Source organism: Streptomyces sp. URMC 129, assembly GCF_051386415.1.
In the GTDB taxonomy this organism is placed as follows: Bacteria; Actinomycetota; Actinomycetes; order Streptomycetales; family Streptomycetaceae; genus Streptomyces.
This window is the reverse complement of record NZ_JBPQTQ010000012.1, coordinates 42,954-60,215: the sequence shown is the minus strand read 5'-3', so window position 1 is coordinate 60,215 and position 17,262 is coordinate 42,954. Positions and strand designations below refer to the sequence as shown.

At 75.8% G+C, this 17,262-nt stretch carries 15 protein-coding genes and 2 pseudogenes; 9 read left to right on the top strand and 8 right to left on the bottom strand.

Annotated features, from left to right (window positions below; genetic code table 11):
• Positions 1–85: 85 nt before the first annotated feature.
• The 3 genes from ACSNOC_RS04550 to ACSNOC_RS04540 all read right to left on the bottom strand — a co-directional run bounded on the left by ACSNOC_RS04550 (position 86) and on the right by ACSNOC_RS04540 (position 3,692).
• Positions 86–904, bottom strand: coding sequence for a polyprenol monophosphomannose synthase (locus ACSNOC_RS04550; RefSeq protein ID WP_436745913.1), 819 nt, complete (start codon positions 902–904; stop codon positions 86–88).
• Positions 905–911: 7 nt separating this feature from the next.
• A complete protein-coding gene (locus tag ACSNOC_RS04545) occupies positions 912–2,993 on the bottom strand; it encodes a glycosyltransferase family 39 protein (RefSeq protein WP_436745912.1) in 2,082 nt (693 codons plus the stop codon).
• Positions 2,994–3,161: 168 nt separating this feature from the next.
• Complete coding sequence (locus ACSNOC_RS04540) at positions 3,162–3,692, bottom strand: GtrA family protein (RefSeq protein WP_436745911.1); 531 nt, start codon at positions 3,690–3,692, stop codon at positions 3,162–3,164.
• A gap of 205 nt (positions 3,693–3,897) precedes the next feature.
• On the opposite strand from ACSNOC_RS04540, the pseudogene ACSNOC_RS04535 reads away from it, so the two are divergent.
• Together ACSNOC_RS04535 and ACSNOC_RS04530 are read left to right on the top strand one after the other, a co-directional pair.
• Positions 3,898–4,314, top strand: a pseudogene (locus ACSNOC_RS04535) (SpoIIE family protein phosphatase); the annotation flags it as partial.
• 43 nt (positions 4,315–4,357) lie between these two features.
• Positions 4,358–4,651 (top strand): hypothetical protein, encoded by a 294-nt coding sequence (locus ACSNOC_RS04530; RefSeq protein ID WP_436745916.1) that lies wholly within the window; start codon positions 4,358–4,360, stop codon positions 4,649–4,651.
• A gap of 24 nt (positions 4,652–4,675) precedes the next feature.
• On the opposite strand, the gene ACSNOC_RS04525 is transcribed toward ACSNOC_RS04530, so the two are convergent.
• Positions 4,676–5,095, bottom strand: a complete 420-nt coding sequence (locus tag ACSNOC_RS04525; RefSeq protein WP_436745910.1) for an arsenate reductase ArsC — start codon at positions 5,093–5,095, stop codon at positions 4,676–4,678.
• A gap of 111 nt (positions 5,096–5,206) precedes the next feature.
• Here ACSNOC_RS04525 and ACSNOC_RS04520 point away from each other — a divergent pair, with 111 nt between their 5' ends.
• From ACSNOC_RS04520 to ACSNOC_RS04495, 6 genes are all read left to right on the top strand, one after another.
• The gene (locus tag ACSNOC_RS04520) at positions 5,207–5,515 is read left to right on the top strand and encodes an ArsR/SmtB family transcription factor (RefSeq protein WP_436745909.1); all 309 of its coding nucleotides are present in this window, start codon (positions 5,207–5,209) and stop codon (positions 5,513–5,515) included.
• A gap of 41 nt (positions 5,516–5,556) precedes the next feature.
• The gene (locus ACSNOC_RS04515) at positions 5,557–6,315 is read left to right on the top strand and encodes an aquaporin (RefSeq protein WP_436745908.1); all 759 of its coding nucleotides are present in this window, start codon (positions 5,557–5,559) and stop codon (positions 6,313–6,315) included.
• Positions 6,316–6,399: 84 nt separating this feature from the next.
• Complete coding sequence (locus tag ACSNOC_RS04510) at positions 6,400–7,725, top strand: toll/interleukin-1 receptor domain-containing protein (RefSeq protein ID WP_436745907.1); 1,326 nt, start codon at positions 6,400–6,402, stop codon at positions 7,723–7,725.
• 18 nt (positions 7,726–7,743) lie between these two features.
• Positions 7,744–8,775 (top strand): AAA family ATPase, encoded by a 1,032-nt coding sequence (locus ACSNOC_RS04505; protein ID WP_436745906.1) that lies wholly within the window; start codon positions 7,744–7,746, stop codon positions 8,773–8,775.
• Between the two features lie 2 nt (positions 8,776–8,777).
• Positions 8,778–9,788, top strand: a complete 1,011-nt coding sequence (locus ACSNOC_RS04500) for a hypothetical protein (protein ID WP_436745905.1) — start codon at positions 8,778–8,780, stop codon at positions 9,786–9,788.
• Positions 9,785–11,545 (top strand): S1 RNA-binding domain-containing protein, encoded by a 1,761-nt coding sequence (locus ACSNOC_RS04495; RefSeq protein WP_436745904.1) that lies wholly within the window; start codon positions 9,785–9,787, stop codon positions 11,543–11,545. Before ACSNOC_RS04500 ends, ACSNOC_RS04495 begins: the two co-directional genes overlap by 4 nt.
• 147 nt (positions 11,546–11,692) lie before the next feature.
• On the opposite strand, the gene ACSNOC_RS04490 is transcribed toward ACSNOC_RS04495, so the two are convergent.
• From ACSNOC_RS04490 to ACSNOC_RS04475, 4 genes and pseudogenes are all read right to left on the bottom strand, one after another.
• Positions 11,693–12,340 carry a hypothetical protein gene (locus tag ACSNOC_RS04490; protein WP_436745903.1) on the bottom strand — a complete coding sequence of 216 codons (648 nt, stop codon included), beginning with the start codon at positions 12,338–12,340 and terminating at the stop codon, positions 11,693–11,695.
• Positions 12,337–12,927 carry an RNA polymerase sigma factor gene (locus tag ACSNOC_RS04485; RefSeq protein WP_436745902.1) on the bottom strand — a complete coding sequence of 197 codons (591 nt, stop codon included), beginning with the start codon at positions 12,925–12,927 and terminating at the stop codon, positions 12,337–12,339. Before ACSNOC_RS04485 ends, ACSNOC_RS04490 begins: the two co-directional genes overlap by 4 nt.
• A gap of 14 nt (positions 12,928–12,941) precedes the next feature.
• A pseudogene (locus tag ACSNOC_RS04480) lies at positions 12,942–13,346 on the bottom strand (hypothetical protein); the annotation flags it as partial.
• A gap of 885 nt (positions 13,347–14,231) precedes the next feature.
• The gene (locus ACSNOC_RS04475) at positions 14,232–15,986 is read right to left on the bottom strand and encodes a SpoIIE family protein phosphatase (RefSeq protein WP_436745901.1); all 1,755 of its coding nucleotides are present in this window, start codon (positions 15,984–15,986) and stop codon (positions 14,232–14,234) included.
• A 282-nt stretch (positions 15,987–16,268) separates the two neighbouring features.
• On the opposite strand from ACSNOC_RS04475, the gene ACSNOC_RS04470 reads away from it, so the two are divergent.
• Entirely contained in the window at positions 16,269–17,258 is a 990-nt protein-coding gene (locus ACSNOC_RS04470; protein WP_436745900.1) for a porin PorA family protein, read from the top strand.
• Positions 17,259–17,262 lie beyond the last annotated feature (4 nt).

The window sequence follows — 17,262 nt, the reverse complement described above, 5'->3', positions numbered from 1 at the left end:
CCCTAGAACCCCTCCGGCCCGCCGACGGATTCGAGGGGTGGGTTGGCCGGCGGGCCGGAGGGGTTCTAGGGGCGCCGGGCCCGGGTCACAGCCGGGCCGCCGGGCGGCCGGCCGCGACGCGGCGCGCGGCGGGCAGCGGACCGGGCAGACCGGCGCCGCGGTGGCGGTGCGTCCAGCGCAGGCGCAGCGGCAGCACGGCGGACTCGCGCTGGGTGGCGAAGTCCATCTTCGAGGTGCCGTGGGCGCGTTCCTCGAAACGGATGGGGATCTCGACCACCTTGTGGCCGGCCCGCACCGCCAGGAACTTGGTCTCGACCTGGAAGCTGTACCCGGCGGACCGCACCCCCGAGAGGTCGATGTCGTTCAGGGCCGCGGCGGACCACAGGGTGTAACCGGCCGTCAGGTCGCGGATGGGCACGCCGAGCACGGTCGTCGCGTAGAGGTTGGCGCAGGCGGACAGGGCACGGCGGTGCGGGCCCCAGTCGGCGGCGAGCTGCCCGCCCGGCACGTAGCGGCTGCCGACCACCAGCCCGGCGCCCGTGGAGATGGCCGCGCCGAGCATCTCCGGCAGGTGCTCGGGGCGGTGGCTGCCGTCCGCGTCCATCTGGGCGACGTAGCCCGCCCCGGCCCGCAGCGCGGTGGTCATGCCCGCCGCGTAGGCGCGGCCGAGGCCGTCCTTGGCCGTGCGGTGCAGGACGCTCACCCGCGGGTCGGCGGCGGCGAGTCGCTCGGCCAGTTCGCCGGTGCCGTCGGGACTGTCGTCGTCCACGATCAGCAGCCGCAGGCCGGGCAGCGGCAGCGCCAGCACGGCTGCCGCCGTGCCGGGCAGCGACTCCGCCTCGTTGTACGTCGGCATGACCACGGTGAGCGGGGTGTCGGCCCACGGCGGGGGGATCTCGGTCATGTGGGGGTCACCTTTCCTCGGAGGAGCAGTCGTACAGGGTGGGCGAGCCGGTCGCGGTGCCGCCGGAGGTCTCCGGCGCCGCGCGCTCCGCGGCGCCGTACTCGGCGGGGGCGACCTCGGCGCAGGTGGCGGTCACCCACGCGGTGATCCGCGCGAGTTCGGACGTGTCGTCGCCCGTGCCCGGGGCGCCCGTGCCCGGGGCGGCGGGGCCGGAGGCGGCCGGGCCGCCTCCGATGACGGCGAAGCGCAGCTCGCCGTCCGCGACGAGCGCCTGGTACTCGGCGAGCGTGTACACCGTGGCCTGGCCGCTGAAGCCGCCGAGGGGCAGGACCGGGGTGCCGGTCGCCCGGATGTACGGCGAGGCGACCATCCAGTCGTCCGTGGAGAACGTGAAGCGCGTGCCGGGGTCGTTGTGCGCCGTCACGTAGGCGAGCAACGCCTCCTGTTCGGGGGAGAGTTCGTCGGCGACGGCGGCGCCGGGACCGCTCGCGGCCACCTGCGGCGGCGCCTGGAGCCCGCCCCGGCCCGCCTCCTCGGCGGGGCCCGCCTCGGCGTCGAAGGCCGAGCCGCCGTAGTCCTCGTCGAGCACGGAGAGAGACCAGACGGCGGGCGCGGCGTACATCGCGACGCAGCCCGCGACCAGGCCCGCCACCGCGACGCGCCGCCGCAGCCGCCGTCGCCGCCCGGCGTCGGGGGCGTCCGGGCGGGGCGTCCGGGCGGACCAGGTGAGCGCCGCCACCGCGACGAGACCGGCCGTGATCAGCAGCGGGATCAGCCAGGGCACCCAGTCCCGGTGGTCGGCGACGAGGCGGCAGGCCCACGCGGTCTGCACGGCGATCGCGGCCGTCAGCACCCAGCGGCGGCGCGCACGCCACATGGCCACGGTCCCGGCGGCGGCCAGCGCGGCGAGCGGCGGGGCGAGGACGGCCGCGTAGCCCGTGTGCGGGACGGCGTCCATGGCGCTGAGCACCCCGCCCGCGACGAGCAGCCAGCCGCCGTGCATCAGGTAGCCGCCCCTGGCCTGGTCGGCGTACGGTTCGGCGCGGCGGCGCCGGGCCAGGCCGAACGCCAGGGAGAGCAGCGCGATCGGGAACAGCCAGGCGATCTGGGTGTCGAACCGCCCGTCGACCAGCTTCAGCCAGCTCTCCGCGCCCTCGGCCCGCGCCTTGGTCTGCCCCGGCGCGGACGCGGCGGCGCCGGGGCCGGTGCCGGACGGGGCCCCCGAAGTCGGCGCGGTCGGCGCGGTCGGCGTGGTGCCCGTGTGGCTGTCCGCCGTGCTGACGGCGCCGGGCAGGTCGATCCCCATGCGGCCGACGCCGTTGTAGCCGAAGACCATGGCGACGGCGCTGTTGTTCGTCGAGCCGTCCACGTAGGGACGCGCGTCCTGCGGCATCAGCGTCATCAGCGCGACCCACGACAGCGACACGGCGAGCGTCGCCACGCCCGCCACCAGCACGTGCCGCACCCGTCGGCGGAGCGCGATCGGGGCGGTGAGCAGGTAGGCCAGGCCCAGGGCCGGGACGATCAGCCACGCCTGCATCATCTTGACCTGGAAGCCGAGGCCGATCCACACCCCGGCGAGCAGCAGCGGGCGCAGCCGCCCGTCCCGCACCGCCCGCTGGAACTGGTCGGCCGCGAGCACCAGGCACATCGTCAGCGGCCCGTCGATCAGCGGGTGCCCGAACAGCGAGGCGAGCAGCGGCGTGAGGGTGATCAGCACGGCGGCGAGCAGCCCGGCCGCCGGACCCTGCCAGCGGCGCACCATCCGGTACGTCACCAGCACGGTCACGACGCCCGCGACGCAGTGCGGCAGGGTCAGGGACCACTGGCTGTAGCCGAAGACGCGGGCGGATATCGCCTGCGGCCACAGGAAGCCGCCGATCTTGTCGAGGGTGACGGCGGCCGACGGGTCGAACGACGTGAACAGGAACGCCGTCCAGCTCTCCGTCATGGAGCGGGCGGCGGCGCTGTAGTAGAGGGCGTACCCGCTGGTGGTGATGTTCCAGGCGTAGAGCAGCGCGGCGAGCGCGGCGACGGCCAGCAGCGCGGGCCGCGCCCAGGGGGGCTGCCCGGCCGGTGACCGCCACACCTGCCGCCGCGGCGGGGGGTGGTGCGGCCGGTGCGGGGGCGCCCGTGGCGCCGGGGGCGAGGTCGGTGGTGATGGTGCCGGGGGAGGACATGGTGGGGGGAAGGGACCTTCCGGTGGATCGGACAGCCGGGCGGATGAGCGGGGGCGGACGCGGGGCCGGTGACGCCGTCAGGACCGGGCGCGGTCGGCGGGGCGGGGGGTGCCGCGCGTCACGACGGTCCCGGGTCTCCTCTCGGTGAAGACCCAGCGGCGGTACGACCAGTACCGGAAGACGGTGCCGAGCCCGGTGCCCACGACGTTGGCCGAGAGGTTGTACGCGAGCGGGCCGTCCAGCCCGAGGCCGTAGCGGGTCACGGCCAGGCACAGCATCGCGATGCCCAGGCCGACCGCGTTGAGGAGGAAGAAGACCGGGTAGCGCCGCCGGGCGTCGCCCAGGTCGCGGTGGCGGAACGTCCAGTACCGGTTGCCTGCGTAGGCGACCAGGGTCGCGGCGACCGTGGCGCACGCCTTGCTGGTGAGGGGACCGAGGCCGAGGCCGAAGGCGAGAGCGTTGCCGCCCGCCACGTCGACGACGTAGGAGACGCCGCCGACGACGCCGAAGGCGCTCAACTCGGCGGCCCTGGCCCGGACATGCTGACGGAGCCGCAGCCCGACGGGCGGGCGCGGCATCCGGGGAGGCGCGGGACTGAGAGTGCTCATCGGCTGCGAGTGTGCGCCCCGCCGCTGTGAACGGCCTGAACTTCCCTGTGAGTTCTCTGAGAGCCGCCCCGCGCGCCGGGCCGGTCCGGCGATCCGGCGCACCTGGCCGTCATGGGCAGATCGTCCGGAGCAGCTCGTGGCGAGCGGGGCGCAGGGAGCGAGCCGGGCGAGCCGTCGGGGCCGGACGACATGGCGGCGCTGACGGGTGGTCGGCGGAGGGGGTGGCGACTGGTTCGGCACGATCCCGCTGCCGTCACCGCGGGTGGCGCTCGTCGCCGGGGACGTCATCGGGCACGCCCTGCACGCCACCACCGCCACGATGGGGCGGCTGCGCACGGCCGTGCGGACGCCGGCCGATCCGGAGCCGGACCCGGGGGAGCTGCTCGCCCGTCTGGACGACCTGGTGCGGCGGCCGGCCGCCGGGACCGAGCCGCGGCACCGCGGCACCGCGACAGCGTCGGCGGCGTCGGCGGCGCGTGCCGGTACGCCGTCCGGGACCCCGTCTCGCGCCACTGCGCGCCGGCCGCCGCTCGGGGGTGGGCGGCATGCCGTTCGAGGGGCGGAGGCGGCGCTCGAACCCGGCGGCGTCCTCGCCCTCGGCGCCAACGGGCTGACCGGGCCGAGGAGTCCGGACGTCGACGAGGGGACCCGGCGACCCGGCCTCCGTGGGCGAGGTCCGCAAGGCCGTGCTCCGGCAGCTCGACGCGTGGGGACGGGACGACCTGGGCATCGGCACCGAGCTGATCGTCCGCGAGCCGCTCACCCACGCCGTCCGCCACGCCGAGGGCCCGTACCGCGTGCGGCTGCTCCGCGCCCACGTGCTGGTGTGCCAGGTGTCCGACCGCGGCACCACCCAGCCCCGCCCGCGCCGCGTGGCGCGGCTCGCCGAGCGCCGGGGCGGCCGGTACGGGCGCGCGGGGAAGACCGTCCGGGCCGGACAGCCGCCCGCCGGGCGGTGACGCGCGGCCCGGCTCAGGCCCCGGTCAGGCCCCGGTCTTCGTGTCGATCTCGGTGATGAGGGCCTCGACGCGGGTCCTGATCGCGTCGCGGATCGGGCGGACGGCGTCGAGGCCCTGGCCCGCCGGGTCCTCCAGTGCCCAGTCGAGGTAGGTCTTGCCGGGGAAGACGGGGCAGGCGTCGCCGCAGCCCATGGTGATGACGTAGTCGGACGCCTGGACGGCCTCGGTGGTCAGCACCTTCGGGGTCTGGGCGGAGATGTCGATGCCCACCTCCTTCATCGCCTCGACGGCCGCGGGGTTGACCTGCTCGGCCGGGAGGGACCCGGCGGAGCGGACCTCGACGCGGTCGCCGGCGAGGTGGGTGAGGAAACCGGCGGCCATCTGGGAGCGCCCGGCGTTGTGGACGCAGACGAACAGCACGGAGGCGGCGGGTGTGGCGGTCATCGGCTCTTCCTTCGGCGGGAGTTCGGCGGGAAAACGCGGGAAATCGGCGGGAAACGGCGCACGGCGGCCCGGGCCTGGCATCACCGTCCACTGATGTGACAGTATCAGCTCATGCTGACGTCAGTCGATACTGATCTGATCCGGGCCCTGGCCGACCCCCTGCGGCTGCGGATCGTCGCCCTGCTGGCCCGGGAGACCCTGTGCACGACGCACCTGGTGGCGGAGACCGGCGCCAAGCAGACCAACCTCTCCAACCACCTGCGCGTGCTGCGCGAGGCCGGAGTGGTGGAGACCGAGCCCTGCGGCCGGTTCACCTACTACCGGCTCAGGCCCGAGGTGCTCGACGGCCTCGCGGGCCGGTTCTCCGGCCTGGCCGCCACCGCCCGCGAGCACGCCGAGCGCAGACGCGCCTGCCCCTGACCACCCCCACCGACGACAGACGCCCACCCGAGGAGCCCCCGATGACCGCTGCCGACGTCCGGACCGAGCCCGCCGACCCCACCGGGCCCGCGCCCGCGCCCGGCGCGACACCGCCGCGCGTGCCGCTGCCGCGCCGCGCGGCGGCCGAACTGGTCGGCACGGCGGCCCTGGTGGCGGTGGTGATCGGCTCGGGCATCCAGGCCACCGGGCTGACCGACGACGTCGGCGTCCAGCTCCTGGCCAACGCGCTGGCCACCGTCTTCGGCCTCGGCGTGCTCATCGCCCTCCTCGGCCCGGTCTCCGGCGCGCACTTCAACCCCGTGGTCACCCTGGCCGAGTGGTGGACCGCCCGGCGCGGCGGGCCCGGCGTCACCGCCCGCGAGGCCGCGCTCTACATACCGGCCCAGACCGCCGGGGCGATCGGCGGCGCGATCCTGGCCAACGCCATGTTCGACCTGCCGGCCGTCGAGTGGTCCGCGCACGAGCGGTCCGCCGGGCACCTGCTGCTGGGCGAGGTCGTGGCGACCGCCGGGCTGGTGCTGCTGATCTTCGGCCTCGCCCGCACCGGCCGCCTGGCCCTGGCCGCACCGGCCGTGGCCTCCTACATCGGCGCGGCGTACTGGTTCACCTCCTCGACCTCCTTCGCCAACCCGGCCGTCACCGCCGGGCGCGCCTTCAGCGACACGTTCGCGGGCATCGACCCCGCCTCGGTGCCCGGCTTCGTCGGCGCGCAACTCCTCGGCGGCGTCGCGGGCCTGGCCCTGGTCGCCCTCGTCTTCGGCCGCCGCGCCGGGAGTTGAGCGGGGCAATACACTTCCCGGAGACGGGGGAAGCGTCGCCGGACGGGGGGCCGTGGAGTGGCATCGACCGCGTATCCGCCACGGGTGTTCATCAGCCACAGCTCGCGGCTGCGCACCCCCTCGGAGCTGCGCCCTGGGGACACCCTCAACAGGCACCGCCACCGCAAGAAGTTCGTCGCCACCCTGCTGCGCCTGCTGGAGACCGGGCTGACGGCGGCCGGGTTCGAGGTGTGGATCGACCGCGGCCGGCTCCCCCCGGGCGAGCCGTTCGACCCGAAGATCCACGTGGCCCTGCAACGCTGCGACATCGCGGTGTTCCTCATCGACCTCGACGCGCTCGACGCCGCCTACGTCCGCAAGGAGGCCACCATCCTGATGTGGCGGCTCCAGATGGGCGACACCCACGTCGTGCTGCCCGTGCTGCTCGGCGGCGTCACCGAACGGGACCTCGCCGCCAGCGGCCTCGGCGCCCCGGTCGGCCTCGACACCCTGGTCACGCTGCGGCCCGCCACCACCAAGCTCAACCGGACGGCGGCCGAGACGGTCGCCCGGGAGGTCACCGAGGCGCTCACGCACCGCCTCCCCGAGGCGCCGCCACCGGCCGCCGCCACCCCCGCCGCCCGCTGGATCCACGACTTCGCGGAGTACATCTCCGGCATCTCGGAGGAGCGGCTGTGGCGGGTGGCGGAACGCCTCGGATTCGGCCCGGACGACTGGGCGCGGGCGCGCGAGGACCCCCACCTTGCGGTGGCCTCCGCCATGCTGGGCGCCGACCTCGCCCCGGCGTCCCAGGCCATCGTGCAACTCGCGGATCTGATCGACGAGGAGGGCGCCCGGACCCGCGTGGTACGCCGCGCGCTGCCGCTGTGGGTCGACCTCGACGCGGCCAAGATCGTCGCCGACGTCACGAAACTCCCCGCCCACCGCAGGGTCCTCGCCCTCACCACCCCCGCGCTGCGCCTCGCGGAACACGTCGTCCAGCGCGCCACCTGCGCGGCACCCGAATACGCCACGCAGCGCCTGCCCGACGCCGTCGGGGAGGCCGCCCACGCCGAGCTGCTGGAGCGCTACGACACCACCCTGCGCCGGCTGCTGCACCTGTCCGCGCGCGACTCCCCGGACGAGATCGCCGCCGAACTCGACTCCCTGGGCGGCGGCGTCTTCGTCCTGCTCCGCTGCGAGAACCTGCGCCCCGGCACCGCGGCGAGCGTGCTCGGCGCCCTGCGCGGCCGATTTCCCGGCGTCGTTTTCGTCGCGCTGGCCAGGAAGGAGAGCCTAGTGTGGCAGCAACTCGACGCGCCGCAGGCGTATCGCGGGCTGGACGACGGCCAGGAGCGCAGCGCCCGCAGGTACGTCAGCCGGACGGCGAAGCTGATAGGGGAGGACATCGCCGTTGACAGTGACGACTAGACCAGTGGTGAGCCGCCGATGAGCGGCGAGTCCGGGCTCGATGAGCTGCTGGCGGCGGTCGACGGGCTGCCGACCGTCCCGCCGGACGCGAGCGGGGTACCGCGCCGCGGCGACACGCGGGACGGGCGCGTCTACGTCACCTCGCCGGAGATCGTCACGGCGGTCAAGGTCGCGCTGGTGACGGGCCGTCCGCTGCTGCTCTCCGGCGCGCCCGGCTGCGGCAAGTCCAGCCTGGCCGGCTATCTGGCCCGTCATCTCGCCCTGGACTACTTCGAGTTCACCGTGACCGACAGCGCCGACCCGCAGCACCTGCTGTGGCGGATGGACACGGTCCGCCGGCTCAACGACGCCCAGCTCGGGCTGCTGAACGCCGAGCGCGGCCGGGACCTGGCCCACCCCTACCTGGAGCCGGGCCCGCTGTGGTGGAGCCTCAGCCCGGAGACCGCGCGGCTGCGCGGTGCCCCGCCCGGCGCGGCCGGACCGGACGGCTTCGTCCCCGCCGCCCCGCCCGTCCAGTTGCCGGACCACACCCCGGCCAGGCCCGGCGCCGTGCTGCTCATCGACGAGATCGACAAGGCCGACAGCTCGTTCTGCAACGGGCTGCTCGTCCCGCTCGGCAGCCGGCAGTTCTTCGTCCCGCCCATCGAGACCCTGGTGCGGGCCGACGAGGGGCGGCTGCCCGGCAGCCCGATCGTCCTCATCACCACCAACAACGAGCGCGACCTGCCCGGCGCGTTCGTCCGCCGCTGCGTGGCCCTGTCCATCCCGCCGCCCGACGCGGACAGGCTGATCGAGATCGCCGGCCGGCACTTCGGCGGCCAGGACCTGCCCGAGGAGGCCCGGCAGCAGATCGCCCTGCTCGCCAAGCGCGTCACCGGCCAGGAGCACCGGGAACAGACCGGCCGGCCGGCGAGCACCGCGGAGTTCCTCGACCTGGTGCAGACCCTGCTCGCCCTCGGGATCGGCCTGGACAGCGAGGAGTGGTCCACGGTCGAGCAACTCATCATCGAGAAACGGGACGTCCGCAGCTCCAGGCTGCTGGAGTGGTAGCGATGGAGCTCGCCGACGCGCTCAGGATCCTCGCGAGGAGCCGGCACTTCGAGGGCGCGGAGCTGGACCTGGCGCTGTCCTACGTGGGCTGTGCCCGCTCCGCCGGGCCGGGCGGGGCGGCACCGGCCGCCGCCGACCCCGACGCCGCGGGCGACGAGCCCGGGGCCGGGGCGCCCGCGGACGACGCGCTGCTCACCCGCGGCCGGACCGACGGCTGGTCCCTGCTCAGCGACGCCGAACTCGACGCCGCGGCCGTGGACTGGGACGACACCGCCCGGGGGCCGGGCGAGCCGGGCGGCGCTCCCGGCCCGCACGGCCGGCGCCCCGGCGCCCGGCACCGCCGCGCGCGCACCCCCGATCCGCGCCACATCACCCCGTTCGTCCTGGACGGCGACCGCGTGCCGGCCCCGGCCCCCCGGTACGACCCCGTGCCGCCGCCGCTCCCGGCCGACGCCCCGGCCCCGGCGTCCGCCACCCACTCCGTGATCGACCCGCGCACCGCCGCCACCACCCTGCACACGCTGCTGAAGCGGCCGGTGCGCGGCGCCGAGATCGACGTCGACGAGCTGGTCCGGCAGCTCGCCCTGGCCCTGCCGGTCACCCGGGCCCCGCGGCTGGAGCAGGACCAGACCGGCCCGCCGCTGCATCTGCTGTACGACACCAGCCTGTTGATCGGCCCGTACGCCGGTGACGTGCGGCAGCTCGTCCTCCTGGTGCAGGGCCTGTTCGCGGCCGGGGGGCTCCAGGTCCGCGCCTTCCGGGGCAGTCTGCGCGGCGGCTGCGGCAGCGGCCCGGTGTGGACCTGGCGGCCGTTCCAGATTCCCGCCCGCCCGTCCACGGTCCTCCTCATCAGCGGCAGCTTCGGCGACAACCTGCCGCAGCGGGGCCGCGAGCTGGAGGAGTTCACGGCCGAACTCCAGCGCAAGGGCCACCACGCCCGCGTGCTGTGGCTGGGCGACCCGCCCGGCCTGCGCGAGGCCGGCCGCACGACATGGCGGGTGATCAGGACATGACGGCAGGCGGGGACCCGGCCGGCCTGCTCTCCCCGGAGCTGCGCCGCCGTCTGGAGGAGCCCCTGGCGGGCGTCACCGACCCCGGACTGCTGGTCCTGGCCGCCGCCCTGTGCACGCCGCCGCTCGTCCCGTACCGCCTGCTGCGCCGCATGCGGCGGGCGCTGCTGCCGCCCGGCACCCTCGGGGTGGAGGGCGTCCTGTGCTCCGCGTGGTTCGTGGAGAGCGCCGCGGCCGACGGCTTCGCCCTCGACCCGGGCTTCGTCACCGCGCTGCGCGGCAGGCTGCGCCGGGCGCTGGCCGACGACGGCCTGGCCGCGGACCGGGAGGCGCTGCGCGGCCTGATCGAGGACGAGACGGCCGCTCTCGCGCCGCTGCTGCGGCTGGAGGAGAGCCTGTGCTGGGCGTACGTCACCGAGCCGGACTTCGGGCCCGTCGTCAACCGCATCCTGACGCGGGTCGTCCACTCGGTGGCGCGGGACCACCGCACCCGGATCCTGACCTGGGTGGCGGGGGCGTTCTCGCGGCTGCCGGCCGACGTGTTCACCGGCTCGGCGGCCTGGGTGCTCGCCCAGCTCTGCGGCGCGGCCGGTCTGCCCCGGCCGAAGCTCGACTGGCCCGCCGGGGGCGTCGACGACGAGTTGCTGCACGACGCGATGGCGCTGCTGCCGGACACGCTGCTGGGTCTGCACCGGGACGGCGAGACGCTGGAGATCGGCCTGATCGGCGGGCGCCGCCGGGTGGCCATCCCGGTGCCCGCCGTGACGCCGAAGCTGGTGACGGTGGTGCGGCACGGCGCGGAGCCGGTGACGACGCGCATGGTGGTGGACCTGTCCACCGGGCCCGTCCGCGTTCCCACCGGCCGCGCGGCGGTCGACATCCGGGACATGAGCGGCCGGGTCTACCGGCTGGCCGAGTTCGCGGCGGACACGGAGACCGCGCCGGAGGACGCCGACGTCGCGGAGACCCTGGCCGAGCTCGACCGCCGCTGGCGGGCGCGGCAGACGTTCGCCGCCGACGTCACCCGCGTGCTGCCCAGCGGCAAGGGACTCATCGTCTCCTTCCCGGAGTTCCCCGGCTGCACGGCGCTGCTGCCGGCGAGCCGGGCGCACGTGCGGCAGGCGTTGAGCCAGCTCGTGGACCGGCGGGTCCGGGTCCGGGTCATCAACATGGACCGGCCGCTGCAGCGGGTCGTCGTGGAGCGGGTGCCGGGGCAGTGGAGCAGCGGCACCCTTCAGGTCGGCACCCGGTTCCGCGGTCCGGTCACCAACAAGGTGTCGTTCGGCGTCTTCGTCTCGTTCGCGGAGGCGGCCGGGCTGGAGGAGATCGACTTCGACGGGCCCCGGCTGGACGGCCTGGTCCACCGCACCGAGCTGGAGTGGTCCCACGAGTGGAGCGACGCCCGGGAGTTCCCGGTCGAGCTCGGGGACCTCGTCGACGTCCACGTGCTGGACATCGACGCCGAGCGGCAGCGGGTCACCCTGTCGTTCAAGCGCACCCGGCCCGATCCCTGGGACGTCACGCTGTCGCGGGTCCACGTGGGCGACCGGATCACCGGGCCGGTGGTGCGGGTCCTGCCGTTCGGCTGGTTCGTCCGGGTGGCGGAGGGCGTCGACGCGCTGCTGCACCCGTCCGAGGCGCCGGAGGGCAGCGAGTTCCCCGTCGGGTCGGAGATCTCCTGCTGGGTCCTGGCCGTCGACCCGGAACGGCGGCGGATCTCGCTCACGCTGCGCCCCCCGCCGTGGCCGGACGCTGCCTGACGCCGGGCGCCCGCTGTCCGGGCGCCCGCTGTCCGGCGCGCGCGAGCGGGCCCCGCCGGGCGTGAACCGGCGGGGCCCGCCCGCGTCATCCCGCCCGCGTCATCCCGGCCACGTCAGCCGGTCAGCCGTGCGGTCGGTCACCGTCGGTCATCCGGCGTCCGGGACGGGGTCGCAGGCGCCGTCGATGAAGGTGATGGAGCCGGCGCCACCGCCCTCGGTGAGGATCACCGTGTCCCCGTCGTCCAGGTGGTAGGTGAAGTCCTCCGCCTCGCCGCCGGTCGTGCCCTGTTCCCCGTCGCCGGGCTCCCCGCCGTCGGGGGCGTGGGCCCGCGCCACCTCCGGACCGATCACCGTCGCCCCGCCCGCGACGCTGGTGAAGGCCGCGGTGTCGGCGCCGGGCGGGGGCGGCGGCAGCTTCCCGGGGGCCCCGGGCGCGGCATCGTCGTCGAACGGCCGGCAGAGGTAGCCCTCCGGCGGGTTGGAGACGGTCGCCACCCCGGCGTCCCGCAGCATCCGGGCGAACTCGTCCACCTCCTCCGCGCCCTCGGGCCACTGGGAGATGTGCACGACGATGCCGCCGTCACCGGTGCGCTCCACCGCGTAGGCGGGGGTGCCCGCCCCGCCGGGCAGCAGGACGAAGGCGGCGGCCACGGCGGCGGCGCCCGCCAGGCCCAGCCCGGCCCGGCCCGGGGTCACCAGCCGGCGGCGGGCCGCCGGCCGGCGCTCCCCGGCGGCGGCCAGCGCGACTTCGCGCTTCAGTTCGGTCAGCAGACGGTCCTCGAAGGTCGTGGTCATGATTCGCTCCCGGAGTACGAAACGATCGGGTGGCCGGCCGGGGACGCCTGCGCGGCGGCGCGCAGCGTCCGGCGTGCGCGGTGCAGGCGCACCCGCGCGGTGACGGACCGGATGCCCAGCGCCGCGGCGGCCTCCGCGACGGTGAGCTGGTCGGCGACGATGAGTTCCATGACGGCCCGTTCCCCCTCGGGCAGGTCCGCGAGGGCGGCCAGCGCCCGGCGGCCGTCGCTCTGCGCGGCGAGCTTGTCCTCCAGCCGCGCGATGTCGTCCGGCTCCAGCAGACGGCGCCCGGCGATGCGGCCGGTGAGGAGCGACTCGCGGGCGGCGCGGCGCCGTTCGGCCGAGGCGACGTTGCGCGCCACGCCGTACAGCCAGGCCCGCTCGCTGCCCCGCTGCGGCCGGTAGGTGTGACCGGAGTCGATCACCGCGAGGAACACCTCGGCGGTCAGGTCGGCCACCGTGTGCGGGTCCGCCACACGGCGCGCGATGAACCCCGTCACCGCGTCGATGTGGCGCCGGTAGAACTCTTCGAACGCGCCCGGGTCCCGGGCCGCCGCGGCGGGCCCGCCCCGGCTCCTGTTGCTCATGTTCACGCGAGTGTTCACGCGAGGGTGTCCTCTCCTGGTCCTGCCTGACACCTGTACTTGGCAGGACGCGGGAGAAGCGTTACCGACGCGCTCAGCCCGGCTGTCCGGCCGGGGCCAGGCCGGCGGACGGGAACGAGCCGGGCCGGGCGGTCGTCGGCCTCCGGCTCGCGGACGAGCGGCAGCACCCGGGACCCGAAGTACGCGACCTCCTCCTGGCGGTGGAGGAAGCCGAGCAGGACGGCGATCTGCTCGGGGGTGCCGATCAGGCCGGTGCGGAACCCGTCGTGGTACTGCACCAGGTTCTCGTACGTGGAGTCCTGCCACGTGCCCTTGCCGTCGGCGGTCGGCGGGCCCGCCTGCCGGACGGCGGCCCCGAAGCCCTCGACGGCCTCGGTGTCCGCGCGGGCGACGATCTCGCGCGGCACCTCCGCTCCCGGGCGAGGACCTGCTCCGTGATGTCGGACCCGGCCGTGAAGACGCCGCGCACCCGGCCGGACGGATCGCGCATCGGTGACATGGTGACCGCCCAGGTCGTCACCCGGGGGTCGCCGGGGGTCGGTGCGGACACCTCGTAGCGGATCGGCTCCCCGGTCCTGCCCACGGCGCAGCACGTCCACCACCGAGTCCGAGAAGGCCGGCGCCGAGGGCTCCCGACCGGCCTGGGCCCGCAGGCGCACGTCGTCCACGACGTCCCCGGGCACCTCCCGGCCCGCCGGTCCGAGCAGCCGCCGGGGCGCGGCGTTCATCCGCGGGATCCGTCCGTCGAGGCCGTGGACGGCCGGGGTGAGCGGGGAGTCCGCGAAGGCCCACGCCACCATCGCGGACTCCTCCGGCGCGGCCGTCAGGAACCCCTGGTACCCGCCCGCGCCGTCCACCAGGGGCAGCGCCCGCGCGCTCGTCCTCACCACCCCGCCGTCCCGGTGCCGCAGTGCCAGCGGGCCGCTCCAGCCCCAGGGCCCGGCCACACAGCGGCGGACGAGTTCCGAGACGTCCTCCGCGAGCAGGCCGGCGCCCGGGGTCCCGACGGCGTCTTCCGTGGCGACGCGAGCAGTTCCGCCGCCCCCGGCTCCACGCCGTGACGACGCCCCGGGGGTCCACCGCCGCCGACGCGACGGCGCCGGGCACCACGAAGGCGCTGTCCGCCTCCCGTGGCCCGGACGGTCGGTCCATCGGCGCTCATCCTCACCACCGCGGACGCCGTCCGCCGTGACACGCGCGGAGGATCGCCGCGCTGCCGCCGACGACGACGGTCAGCGCTCCTCGCCCGGCCGTCGGGGTGACAGCGCCGGGCCGCCGGTCCGGGCTCAGCCGGGCGCGGGGCCGGGGACGCGGACGGCGAGGAGGGCGACGTCGTCCTCGTTGGCGTCGGGGCGGACCCGGGCCAGCAGCCGGTCGCAGAACGCGTCCAGGGAGTGGTGGGCCAGGGCGCTGGCCTCCCGGCGGAGGCGGGTCAGGCCCTCGTCGATGGAGGTGCCGGGGGACTCGACCAGGCCGTCGGTGTAGAACACGAGCGTGGACCGGGGCGGCAGCGTGGCGGTGGCGTCGGCGCGGTGGGCGGTGATGCCGGTGCCGAGCAGCAGGGAGGAGCCGGCTTCGAGGAAGTGCGACCGCCCGTCGGGGTCGATGAGCAGCGGCGGCGGATGCCCGGCGTTGGTCCAGCACACCTGCCACCGGCCGTCCGCCGCCCGCTTCATCCGGGCGAACACCAGGGTGGCCATCGACGCCTCGGCCAGGTGCACGACCGCCCGGTCGAGCCGGTCGACGACCTTGCTCGGCGGCTCCTCGTGGGACCACGCGTAGGCGCGGAGCATGTTGCGCACCTGCGCCATCCCGGCGGCGGCGTCGAGGTCGTGACCGACCACGTCGCCGATCGCCAGGGCGGTCGCCCCGTCGGACAGCACGAACGCGTCGTACCAGTCGCCGCCGACCTGGGAGGCGAGCGGCGCGGGGACGTAGCGCGCGGTCATCGCGAGGCCCGGCACGCGGGGCAGCTGCGGCAGCAGATGCCGCTGCATGGTCTCCGAGACCCGCCGCTGCCGCTGGTAGAGGCGCGCGTTGTCCAGCGCCAGCCCCGCCCGGCGGGCGATGTCGTTGAGCAGGGACAGCTCGGCGCCGCCGAACGCGCCGGGCCGGGTGGAGCGGCCCAGGGTCAGGGCGCCGAGCACGTCCCGCAGGCCGCGGATCGGCGCGATGGCCGCGGAGTGCATGCCGGTGGCCCGGAACAGGGCCTGCTGCGCGACGGCGATGCCCGAGTCAGGCGGCCCCTGGTAGTTCTCCGGACCGGCCAGGGACGGGGCCGCGCCGCGCAGCGCCCGGGACAGGGGCATCGGGGACTCCTGCGGCACGGGCGGCATCGGGCCCTGGAGGTCCTCCCGGTTGACCAGGACGCCGTCCTCGTGGCCGACCACGGCGGTGCGCCAGACCTCCTCCTGCTCGGTGATCAGGTCGATCACCACCCAGTCCCCCAGCCGTGGCACCAACAGCCGGACCAGCCGCCGCAGGGCCTCGTCGATGTCCAGGGTGGAGGTGAGGAGCGTGGTGGTCTCCGCGAGCAGCGCCAGCCGGTCCAGCTCGGACAGCGGCACGGACGGGTCGCTCCGCTCCCAGTCGGTGCCGCCGACGCCCACGGCGGCCCCGGAGCCCCCGCCGGGGACGGTCTCGTGGAAGACGACCAGCGCGCCCACCGTCTCCTCGCCGATCCGGCACGGGGTGACCAGCCACGCCATCGGCAGCGGGGTGCCGTCCCCGCGCTCGAACCAGCCCTCGTCGGCCTGCACGGTCCGGCGGCCGAGGAAGGCGTGCATCATCGGGCACTGGGCGCGGGGGAGGGTCTGCCCGGTGCTGTCGCGGTGCAGCAGGTCGTGCGCGTCCTCGCCGAGCAGGTTCCCGGCGCTCCGGCCCAGCAGCGCCTCGGCGCGGGCGTTCACGTCGATGATCCGGCCGCGGTCGTCCACCACGTACATCCCGAGGTCGGGGAGGTCGGGCAGCCCGCCGAGCAGGTCGGCCCGCTGGGCGGGACGCCTCGGACCGGCTCTCCCGTCGTCGTCCGGAACGGTCATGACCGCGCCGCCTCCCGCTGCCCGCTCGAAGCTCCCTGTGCCGGAACACCTTGCCACGGAAAGCGGGGGCGGTGGCCCGGTCCCGGAACCCGGGTATCGCGCCTCGCCGGTCGCGGCCCGGTGCAACGGGCCGGTCCGCGGGCCCGGCGGCGGAGCCGCACGGGTGAAGGGGCGATCCGGGCGAAACGTGCTTATGGTGCTGAATACCCCCCTCGTGGGGTGACCGGGGGTGACGGACACCCGGCCCGCCGCGTCGGGCAGCCGCCCGCACAGGAGGCACACATGCGAAAGTCCACCTGGGTCCTCACGGGCTCGGCAGCCCTGCTGCTGGCGGCCTCGGCCGTGACCCGGCTGGCGGTCTACCCGGCCATCGACCAGGTCCCGTCCGACCTCGACGTCACGCTCGCCTACGAGGGGAAGGCGTCCCTGCTCAACGCCTCCGCCCTGGAGTCCGGCGATCTGGCCGACGCGTTCCTGCGGGACGTGCCCGTGACCGTGGACCGCCGCGTCAAGGTCGAGGACACCAGCGGTGACACGGCGACCGTCTCCGACCGGCAGACCCTGAACGGCCCCGACGGCGAGCAGCTCGCCGACGTCAGGAACCGCTGGGCCCTGGACCGCCGCGACCTGGACGACCGGCCGGTGCCGGAGGGCAGCGACGCCGAGCCGCACCGCGGGCTGGTGATCGGATGGCCGCTGGACCCGGAGCAGCGGGACTACCGGTGGTGGGACTTCGCCACCGGCACCGAGGTGGACGCCGTCCACGACGGCACCGAGTCGGTGGCGGGCCGCACTGCGTACGTGTACCGGATCCGGGCCGAGGGGCCGCTCACCGACCCCGACCTCTCCGCCGACCTGCCCCCGGCGCTGCCCAAGGAGGCCGTGAGCGGCATCGCCGCCGCCCTCCCGGCCGACCAGCGGCCGGAGGCCGCCGGGCTCGCGGCGCTGCCCGACACCGTGCCGCTCACCTACACGTCCACCACCGACCTGCGGGTCTGGGTCGACGCGGACACCGGCGTCGTGGTCGACACCGAGCAGCGCCGCGTCCTGGTCGCCCACACCACCGACGAGGCCGGGGCGGTGACGCTGTTCCCCGTCTCCGACGTGGACGTGCGCCTCACCGGCGACAGCGTGCGGGACCGGGCGGACTACGCCGAATCCGCCGCCCGCGCCCTGTGGCTGGTGGGCACTGTCCTGCCCCTGGCGCTGCTCGTGCTCGCCCTGCTGCTGCTCGCGACGGTGGCCTGGCGCGCCCGCAAGCGGCGGCTCTAGCCGC

What these genes read in the sequence shown, in the direction of transcription:
- ACSNOC_RS04550 (WP_436745913.1), bottom strand. Translation starts at nt 904, where the DNA reads ATGACCGAGATCCCCCCGCCGTGGGCCGACACCCCGCTCACCGTGGTC.
- ACSNOC_RS04540 (WP_436745911.1), bottom strand. Translation starts at nt 3,692, where the DNA reads ATGAGCACTCTCAGTCCCGCGCCTCCCCGGATGCCGCGCCCGCCCGTC.
- ACSNOC_RS04525 (WP_436745910.1), bottom strand. Translation starts at nt 5,095, where the DNA reads ATGACCGCCACACCCGCCGCCTCCGTGCTGTTCGTCTGCGTCCACAAC.
- ACSNOC_RS04520 (WP_436745909.1), top strand. Translation starts at nt 5,207, where the DNA reads ATGCTGACGTCAGTCGATACTGATCTGATCCGGGCCCTGGCCGACCCC.
- ACSNOC_RS04515 (WP_436745908.1), top strand. Translation starts at nt 5,557, where the DNA reads ATGACCGCTGCCGACGTCCGGACCGAGCCCGCCGACCCCACCGGGCCC.
- ACSNOC_RS04505 (WP_436745906.1), top strand. Translation starts at nt 7,744, where the DNA reads ATGAGCGGCGAGTCCGGGCTCGATGAGCTGCTGGCGGCGGTCGACGGG.
- ACSNOC_RS04500 (WP_436745905.1), top strand. Translation starts at nt 8,778, where the DNA reads ATGGAGCTCGCCGACGCGCTCAGGATCCTCGCGAGGAGCCGGCACTTC.
- ACSNOC_RS04495 (WP_436745904.1), top strand. Translation starts at nt 9,785, where the DNA reads ATGACGGCAGGCGGGGACCCGGCCGGCCTGCTCTCCCCGGAGCTGCGC.
- ACSNOC_RS04490 (WP_436745903.1), bottom strand. Translation starts at nt 12,340, where the DNA reads ATGACCACGACCTTCGAGGACCGTCTGCTGACCGAACTGAAGCGCGAA.
- ACSNOC_RS04485 (WP_436745902.1), bottom strand. Translation starts at nt 12,927, where the DNA reads ATGAGCAACAGGAGCCGGGGCGGGCCCGCCGCGGCGGCCCGGGACCCG.
- ACSNOC_RS04475 (WP_436745901.1), bottom strand. Translation starts at nt 15,986, where the DNA reads ATGACCGTTCCGGACGACGACGGGAGAGCCGGTCCGAGGCGTCCCGCC.
- ACSNOC_RS04470 (WP_436745900.1), top strand. Translation starts at nt 16,269, where the DNA reads ATGCGAAAGTCCACCTGGGTCCTCACGGGCTCGGCAGCCCTGCTGCTG.